This is a genomic window from Candidatus Cryptobacteroides sp. (genome assembly GCF_056207615.1).
Map to the genome: position 1 here is coordinate 1 of NZ_JBAEER010000141.1, position 8760 is coordinate 8760.

Sequence of the window (8760 nt, forward strand, 5' to 3'; positions counted from 1 at the left end):
CGTGATCGCATGTCCAGGCGGCGGATACGCAATGCTTTCGGACACCCACGAGGGTCGTGACTTCAAGGATTGGTTCAATGCCCACGGCTACACCTTCTGCCTCCTCGAGTATCGTCTCCCAAGAGGACATCATGACGTTCCGCTCAGCGACGTACAGGAAGCAATCAAGATCATGCGCGGACGCAAGGATCTCGGAATCGAGCATGTCGGTGTGATGGGATGCTCAGATGGCGGGCACCTCGCTTCAACCGCAGCCACCCACTTCACCAGCGACGAGAACCGTCCTGAATTCCAGATTCTCTTCTACCCTGTGACCACCATGGACCTCTCATATACCCACAGAGGATCTTATGATGGCCTTCTCGGCGAGAATCCTTCGAAGGAGCTCGTGGACCTCTACTCAAACGACAAGCACGTCACCCCTAACACTCCTCCGGCTCTCATCCTCCTCTCATCTGACGACTTCCTCGTACCGGTTGCCAACAGCCTCAGGTACTACGAGGCACTCGTTGCCAACAAGGTGAGCGCATCAATGCACATCTACCCTTCAGGCGGCCACGGCTGGGGCTGGTCAGAAAGAGTCTTCAAGCGTGAATTCGTCGGCGAGATGGAAAGGTGGCTCAACACCGAAGTCCGCAAGATCGAATAACTAGTGACAACATCACCATAACATTCAAGGAGGTCCTTCAAGGGCCTCCTTGTTGTGTTTATCTTCATTTTACGCTATATTTGTAGTCTATGATAAAGCTAACTACCCCGTTCAAGACATCTAGTTCTCACACCTCGCTTAGGGGGGGGCCGCAAGTAATTCAATAACAACTACTTACATACAATTACACACCTACAGTCTCATGACTGCGGGAGGAATTCGTATGTCCATCACGGAACAATCAATAATCAAATAAAAAATTCAATGGAAAGAAAGATCAACAACGGCGAATACGTATCGCCAAAGATCTCTGTGATCGAGATCCAGTCACAGGAGATCATCGCATCCAGCGGTGACCAGCCAGTTACAGTCAGCAACCCATGGGGTGGTAACGAAGAGGAAGAATGGTAGTGAAGGAGGAAAGAAGATGAAGAAAGTATTTACAATCCTCGCGGCAGCAGTAGCCGCACTCAGCCTCGCATCATGCAACAAGGAGGAGATCCCTGCCGAGCAGCCAACCGCACCAGAAATCAAACTCAACATCACCGTCGGCAACCTCGACGGCACCGCCGACACCAAGGCCATCAAGACCGGATGGACTGCTGGCGACAAGATCAATGTGTGGTTTGATGAAATCAACTATGAGAACCCTGATCTTATCATGACTTACGACGGAACAACATGGTCTGTCGGAACTCTTAACAAGACTCCAGAAGAAAGTGGTTTCATGTACATTCTTTATGAAGGATACAACGATTGGAACATGTATAGACACACAAGTCAATATCTTTACCCAAATGACACTCGGTTCATAGATATTGACTCATATGCTATGCCAATCGCTTATACAAACTATGGATCCATCAGCTATACTTTCGAGTCAAACACACTCACTGCTGATATCGACTCATGGCAAAGTCTTACTAAGGTTCAGGTTGTTATAACAGAACTTGATCCAGCAAATGCCAAAAGATATGTGCTTAAGTGTCCAGGCCTTCAGGTAGGTGTTCCATACTTAAATACATTCAACATCTCAATTTCTAACGCTTCCTATGGAAGATACACTGTCGGTGTTGCAAATGAGGATGGCGTTGCATTCAATTTCACATCAGTGAGCTCTGTTAACAATTCGACACAGACTTGGGAATTCACTCTTCTTGACACAAGTACAAACATTGAGAAGACATATACAGTTACAGGCAAAGAAATTACAACAGGGCCTAGCACTATCAAAGGTATCAAGATTGCAGAAAGCAAGTTTACTCTATCTTATGCGATTCCTGAGGCTGTGGATCTAGGCCTTTCTGTCAAGTGGGCGTCTTTTAATGTTGGTGCAAAAAAAGCTGCAGATACGGGATATCGTTTTGCATGGGGACATACTACCCCTATGATAGATTGGGACTCTTATGCTTGGACAAACTACGACCCTAATACATGGCAGGCTTCAAAGTACAATAATTCTGACAATCTTGTTACTCTTGCATCTGCCGATGACCCAGCAGCAGCCCTGGGTAATGGCTGGCGTTCTCCGACAAAAGAAGAGATGGAAGAGTTGCTTTCGAAATGCAGCGTAGTAGAGGGTATGGAAGGATATATGTCAGGTCTTAGAATCACAAGTAATTCAACAGGCAAGTCAATCTTTTTACCTTTCTATTCGTATATGAATGATGAAGGCGCTTGGAGTGATTTCACCTATTACTGGACATCTACTCGAGTTAATAATTTAAACGATAGTGCTTTCGCTCTAGAGACCCGCCTTGGAGTGGATGGTCAAGCTTACGTAACTACTTGTGCTCGACATTGGGGCGCTCCAGTACGTGCTGTAAAGAATTAGATGAATACGCGCAAAGTAAAATCTGCTAACGGCAGAGAGAAATAATAAAAAAGAAGAGCACCTATCCGGACAAGGATAAGTGCTCTTCTTTGAGTTCGCGGCACGGAAGCCACCGAACACAAAATGAGTTTCTATGATTCTCTAACCCAAAGTGAGTCCCTACATCATTCTTAGTTCGAAGGCGTCAGCATAAGGAATCATCCTGTGGTACTCATGATTCTCGATCCAAGCCTTCTCTTCATGGCTTATTTCTGACACCTTGCGCGAAGAGCAATCCTTCAGCTTGTCACATACGGCATCGATGATTGTCATCTCCACATCAGAAAGAACGCCATCGTCAGCCTTGGACTTAGCCACCAGTACCTGTCCTCCGAACTCTCCAATATCGCGAGGCTCTTGTCCGATTTCGTCAAATTCGCTATACACCTTTTCCCAGCGTTCAGGTACAGGACCGTGGTCAATAGCGCGATATGCCAACCCCGTCATTGCCATGCCCCTCTCGCGATATGACACGAAGTCAATATAGAAAAGCATCTTGTTCATCTTGGTCACCCACATCTCGTCACACTGCTCCAACACCCGGAGCATCACGTTCTTCAGACGCTTAAGCGACAAAGGAGCATAACCATTCTCCTCTCCACGGCCAAAGGCGAAAACTCTTTCCATCTCATATTCTTCGATGCGTCTTGCCTCTCGTTGGTCTATTATAGCCTGCACTTTCCTACTTACCACCTCATATTCCTTATCCGACAGCACACCACGGGCACTCTTCACGAAGTCCATCATAACTTTCGGATTCATAGCAGAACGGATCACGCGTCCGTTAGACACGCTCGGAATCTCCTCCTGTTCGTATTTTCGCCACTGGTTCTCGCCGAATCCAAGAATCAGGGACATCTTCTGGGCAGAAAGTCCATACCTCTCCCTGAGGGCAATGATCTCGTCCGTGTAAGGGATGCCATATTTCTGGCAATATTTTTCGTGCATCTGATGACACCACACGCCATCGCTTTCCGTTGTAGTAAAGCGATTTCCGGTGTCCACACATTCATAGTAAGGATACCACACTTCATACATATCCTTGCGGTACTCGATTTTTTCCAAGTCCCACTTAAGGATCATATGTCCGCCGGTGATCGGACTCACCAAATTCTTTTCGTCGTTCAGCATAGTCATTCTTCCTTGACTTCTTTAAACGGATACTGCATCGGATGTTCTGCAACATGGAACGAGATGCAGATTGTATTATTGCCAGGACGGCCTAAAGTAATCTTGATGTAGATTTCGTGACCCTCAACATCCTTTCCAAATACCCACATCTCGCCAAAGCCATTCAGCTGATCCTTTATCGGTCCCTCAGAATAGTTCTCCACCTCTATGCTCTTCACCACATTCAAGCGATCTATACTACGGAAATTCAGGAAAGACATCGTCTCCTTGTTCTTCTCCCTGTTATCCAAGAAGAATATACCCCAAATCTCCAACTTCACCTTGAACTGATTAAGAAACAGTTCCACTTCGCCTCTTGTCGCCATATCGTTACCAATATCTATCACACGTTAAGGTGGTACATCATGGCACAAAAATACAATTATTCGACTTTATGGCAAAATCTTTCGTCACAAACACACCGCCACGAACTCAAAAAAAACAGGGAAAATGAAGCCAGCCGTCACAAAACTCAGAGAATCCTCATCGCGATCGCGGCGCAGGCCTCGGCATCTGCGAGCGCGTGGTGATGGTTCTCGAGAGAATAACCGCATGCTTGTGCAACCGTCTGCAACTGATGGTTCGGAAGCATGTTTCCGTAATGGCGCCTTGATGCGGTAAGGGTATCTCGGAACTCGTAGTCGGGATAGGTCATGCCATAGACGGAGAACACTGCCCTGAGGCAGCCTTCGTCGAACCGGCTGTTATGCGCGACGAAAGGAATCCCCATCTCCTCGAGGGACAGTCCCTGACCAATCTCCCTCTCCAGGGCTTCCCACACATAGGGGAACACGGGAGCATCATCCGTGTCGCAGTGACCCAGCCCATGCACCCTCTGGCAGAACCATTTGTAGTAGTTTGGTTCGGGTTGGATAAGGCTATAAAATGAGCGCACAACTTCCCCATCCTCGAACAGTACGGCACCGACGCTGCACACGCTCGTAGGACATTCGTTAGCCGTCTCGAAGTCGATTGCTATTCCCCTGCGCATTTACTCGAAGATGACCGTCTTATTCTTATATGTAAGAATCTTGCGGTCTATGTGCTTGAGCACGGCACGGCTGAGGACGATCTTCTCAAGGTCCTTTCCCTTGTAGACGAGAGTCTCAGGGGTATCCTTGTGGGAGATCCTGATTACATCCTGCTCGATGATAGGACCTGCGTCGAGATCCTCTGTCACATAGTGACTGGTCGCACCGATGATCTTCACTCCCCTCTCGAACGCCTGATGGTAAGGCTTCGCGCCGATGAAGGCAGGAAGGAATGAGTGGTGGATGTTGATGATGTTGTGAGGATACTTCTCGATCATCTTCGGAGAAATGATCTGCATATACTTGGCAAGCACGATGAAATTGATGCCAAGCTCCTCGAGGAGAGCCATCTCCTTAGGCTCGAGCTCGTCCTTGTTGCTCTTGTTGATCGGGAAGCAGTAGTAAGGGATTCCGAAGCGCTCGGCAACAGGACGGAGGTCCTCATGGTTGCTGACGATGCATGGAATCTCAACCTCCCACTCGCCTGCGGTGTAGCGCGCAAGTATGTCGAAGAGACAATGGTTCTGCTTGCTCACGAAGAGAGCCATCCTCGGCTTCACGTCGCTGAAGTAGATTCCGAATTCCATATCGAACTTCTTCGCGAATATAGTGCGGAAGTACTCCTTGATCTGATCGCGAGGAATGGTGAAGCCCTCAAGCTCCCACTCCAGCCTCATGAACAGGACGTTGTTGATCCTGTCCACGTACTGGTCGGTATATACGATGTTTCCGTTGTTGACGGAGATGAAGTTCGTGATTTCGGTCACGATGCCCTGCCTGTCCGGGCAGTGCAGAAGCAACTTCGCTGTAGTTCCCATGGCAATCCCTCCGTCGACTAGAGCTGATCGCTGTAAACGGCGCCTGGGAGGTCGTGCTGGTTGTAGCGAGATGCCATAGACATACCGTACGCACCTGCTGACTTGATGGTGAGAAGGTCGCCACGGCGGGTCTCTGGAAGAGTAAGGCTGTCTGAGAAGACATCGGTAGACTCACAAGCAGTTCCCACGATGGTGTAACGCTCCTTCTTAGGAGAAGTAGAGGTGATGTTCTCGATTGAGTGGTATGCTCCGTAAAGTGCAGGACGGATGAGTTCGGTCATGCTGGAGTCAACGATCACGAGCTTGCGACCGGTCGCGGTGGTCTTGTTGTAGAGCACGCGGGTGATGAGCTCACCACACTCTCCTACTATGGACCTGCCGAACTCGAAATGCACCTGACGGTCACCTACGCGGAGGTGAGAGTTGATGATTGAGAATACGGATGCGAAGTTAGGGATAGGCTCGTTCTCAGGCATGTCATAGTTGATTCCGAGTCCGCCGCCGACATCGACGAAATCGAGCTCGAATCCGAGGTTGGTAAGGTTCTCGACGATGACGTTGACCTTGTTGCAGAGGTATTCGAATACATGAAGCTCGCGGATCTGCGAACCGATATGGAGGTGCATACCCTTGATGTTCACGTTCTTGAGCTGCTTGATATCAGAAGCCCTCTCGAGTATCATCTCGTAAGAGATACCGAACTTGCTGTCTGCCTGACCTGTGTCGATACACTTGTTGGTCATAGGGTCGATATCAGGGTTCACGCGGAGACCCACGTTCACCTTCTTGCCCATCTCACCGGCGAAGCGGTCGATGACCCAGAGCTCTTCCATGCTCTCGACATTGATGGAGAATATCTCCTGCTCAATGGCGTACTTGATCTCCTTGTCCTTTTTGCCGACACCTGCGTACACGATGGTCTTAGGGTCGAAGCCGGCCTCGATGGCGCAGCGAACCTCATTGCCGCTGGCACAGTCGATGCCGAGTCCGTATTCGCGGATCACCTGGAGGATGTGCGGATCATAGTTAGCCTTGATGGCATAATGTATTGCGTAGTTGTACTTGCTTGCCACTGAAGTAAGAGACTCGAGAGTCTGACGAAGCAGGTCGATGTCATAAAGATAGAATGGGGTTTCCTTCTCTACGAGGGTAGACGCCAATTGTCTGCTGAGCATAGTCTTAAATATTCTTTTTCGTTAGTCCGTAAGAAAGGCAAAGGTAAGGATTCGTGAATTAAAATGCAAGAACACGCCCCTGTTAGTCTTTTACTTGATGAACATTAAACCAAAGCCTGCTGATTTCATCAAATTATAGCCATATTTGACGAACACGAAGAACAACAACATCAGATAACATGAAAAAGACACTTATCACCCTTGCCGCACTCGTATGCGCAGCCATCACACTCAACGCACAGCCAGGCAGCGGAATGCCAGGAAGACCAGGCGGAATGCCAGGCGGAAACCGCGAGCCTAACACAACCGGAATGTTCGGAATGATGCAGGTCAGCTGCAACTTCGACCCTTATGTAGCAGAACCTGAGGGATTTGACGTCGAGCGTCATGGAATAGACCATGGCACCCTCGAGACCATCGAGTACTTCTCGCAGACCACAGACACGACCCGTAGGGCTACCGTATACCTTCCACCAAAGTTCGACGCTTCGAAGAAATACAGCGTTCTCTACCTTCTCCACGGTATCGGAGGTGACGAGAAGGAATGGCTCCAGGGTGTTCCGAATGTGATCATGGACAACCTCTATGCTGACGGAAAGGTCGAGGACATGATCATCATCATGCCTAACGGTCGTGCACAGAAGGACGACCGCCCTATCGGCAACGTATATGCAGGTTCTGCTGCGTTCGCAAACTTCGAGAACGACCTCATCAACGACCTCATCCCATTCATCGAGGGCAAGTATAACGTCTATACTGACAAGGACCATCGCGCTATCGCTGGTCTCTCAATGGGCGGAGGTCAGTCACTCAACTTCGGTCTCGGTCATCTCGAGCTCTTCTCTTACGTAGGCGGCTTCTCATCTGCCCCTAACACAGGCATGCCTGAGCAGCTCATCCCGGACATCGAGAAGACGAAGAAGGAGAACAAAGTACTCTGGATGGTATGCGGCGGCAAGGACGGTCTCATGTACAACAGCTCAAGGCTCAAGGCATACTGCGACGAGAAGGGCGTCCCTTGTACCCTCATCAACTATCCTGACGGAGAGCACAACTTCGTCGTCTGGAAATATGGACTCTACAACTTCGCACAGCTGATTTTCAAATAGTCTCTGACGCCTAAAAACGAGGCCGCCCCCAAAAAAACGGGGCGGCCTCATTTTTCATTTGTCAGTCAGCGTACGCCCTACGGCATCCGCCCATCCAGCTTTCAGAGCAGCAACCTTTCCCTCGTCTGCCGAAGCCTCGAATACATGCTCAGCCTTCCATTGCATCTTCAGTTCATCAATGTTCTTCCAGAATCCCACCGCGAGTCCCGCAAGATAAGCCGCGCCGAGGGCCGTGGTCTCAGTGACTTCTGGCCTTACCACCTTCGTGCCGAGAATGTCGGACTGGAACTGCATGAGAAGGTTGTTCCTCGATGCTCCACCGTCCACCTTGAGCTCGCCCAGCGGCATCTGCGCATCCCTTTCCATCGCCGCAACTATGTCCATGGTCTGGAAGGCAATTCCCTCCAGCGCCGCCCTTGCGATGTGCGCGGCCGTGGTACCGCGAGACAGACCGTGTATGCTGCCCTTTGCGTACTGATCCCAATAGGGAGCGCCGAGACCGGTCAGCGCCGGTACGAGATAGACACCGCCGTTATCCGGAACCGAGGTCGCGAGCGCCTCGACGTCTGACGATTTCCTGATGATTCCGAGTCCGTCGCGCAGCCACTGGACGATCGATCCCGCTACGAAGATCGAGCCTTCGAGCGCGTAATTGACCTGATCTCCTATCTTCCATGCGATGGTGGTGAGCAGGTTGTTGCGGGACATGATAGGGGTCGTGCCGCTGTTCATCAGCAGGAAGCATCCGGTGCCGTAGGTGTTCTTGACTGAGCCCGGCTCTGTGCACATCTGTCCGAAAAGGGCGGCCTGCTGGTCGCCGGCAATGCCTGCGACAGGGACATTGCCTCCGAGGAGGGAGGTCTCTCCGTAGATCTCGGAGCTTGAGCATACCTTCGGCATCATGGATGCCGGGACCCCGAGGATGTCGAGGAGCT

At 50.2% G+C, this 8760-nt stretch carries 10 protein-coding genes; 4 read left to right on the forward strand and 6 right to left on the reverse strand.

Features of this window, described 5'->3' with window-relative positions; all coding sequences use genetic code 11:
- From AC06ND_RS08205 to AC06ND_RS08215, 3 genes are all read left to right on the forward strand, one after another.
- Positions 1-649 (forward strand): alpha/beta hydrolase (locus tag AC06ND_RS08205; RefSeq protein ID WP_475678499.1); only part of this gene is annotated, 649 nt, incomplete at its 5' end.
- Between the two features lie 264 nt (positions 650-913).
- Complete coding sequence (locus AC06ND_RS08210) at positions 914-1060, forward strand: hypothetical protein (protein ID WP_475678500.1); 147 nt, start codon at positions 914-916, stop codon at positions 1058-1060.
- Between the two features lie 16 nt (positions 1061-1076).
- The gene (locus AC06ND_RS08215; RefSeq protein WP_475678501.1) at positions 1077-2483 is read left to right on the forward strand and encodes a fibrobacter succinogenes major paralogous domain-containing protein; all 1407 of its coding nucleotides are present in this window, start codon (positions 1077-1079) and stop codon (positions 2481-2483) included.
- Positions 2484-2642: 159 nt separating this feature from the next.
- Here AC06ND_RS08215 and AC06ND_RS08220 read toward each other — a convergent pair whose 3' ends face one another.
- The 5 genes from AC06ND_RS08220 to lysA all read right to left on the reverse strand — a co-directional run bounded on the left by AC06ND_RS08220 (position 2643) and on the right by lysA (position 6716).
- Complete coding sequence (locus AC06ND_RS08220) at positions 2643-3653, reverse strand: type II toxin-antitoxin system antitoxin SocA domain-containing protein (RefSeq protein ID WP_475678502.1); 1011 nt, start codon at positions 3651-3653, stop codon at positions 2643-2645.
- Positions 3654-3655: 2 nt separating this feature from the next.
- A complete protein-coding gene (locus tag AC06ND_RS08225; RefSeq protein WP_475678503.1) occupies positions 3656-4018 on the reverse strand; it encodes a toxin in 363 nt (120 codons plus the stop codon).
- A 146-nt stretch (positions 4019-4164) separates the two neighbouring features.
- Positions 4165-4683 (reverse strand): 3'-5' exoribonuclease domain-containing protein, encoded by a 519-nt coding sequence (locus AC06ND_RS08230; protein ID WP_475678504.1) that lies wholly within the window; start codon positions 4681-4683, stop codon positions 4165-4167.
- Entirely contained in the window at positions 4684-5541 is an 858-nt protein-coding gene (gene purU / locus AC06ND_RS08235) for a formyltetrahydrofolate deformylase (RefSeq protein ID WP_475678505.1), read from the reverse strand. It abuts the gene before it with no gap.
- 17 nt (positions 5542-5558) lie between these two features.
- The gene (gene lysA, locus AC06ND_RS08240; RefSeq protein ID WP_475678506.1) at positions 5559-6716 is read right to left on the reverse strand and encodes a diaminopimelate decarboxylase; all 1158 of its coding nucleotides are present in this window, start codon (positions 6714-6716) and stop codon (positions 5559-5561) included.
- 179 nt (positions 6717-6895) lie between these two features.
- Between lysA and AC06ND_RS08245 the strand changes: the two genes are divergently transcribed.
- Positions 6896-7825, forward strand: coding sequence for an alpha/beta hydrolase (locus AC06ND_RS08245; protein ID WP_475678507.1), 930 nt, complete (start codon positions 6896-6898; stop codon positions 7823-7825).
- 54 nt (positions 7826-7879) lie between these two features.
- Here the strand turns inward: AC06ND_RS08245 and AC06ND_RS08250 are convergent.
- Positions 7880-8760: FGGY family carbohydrate kinase (locus AC06ND_RS08250; RefSeq protein ID WP_475678508.1), on the reverse strand; the 881-nt coding region annotated here is incomplete at its 5' end.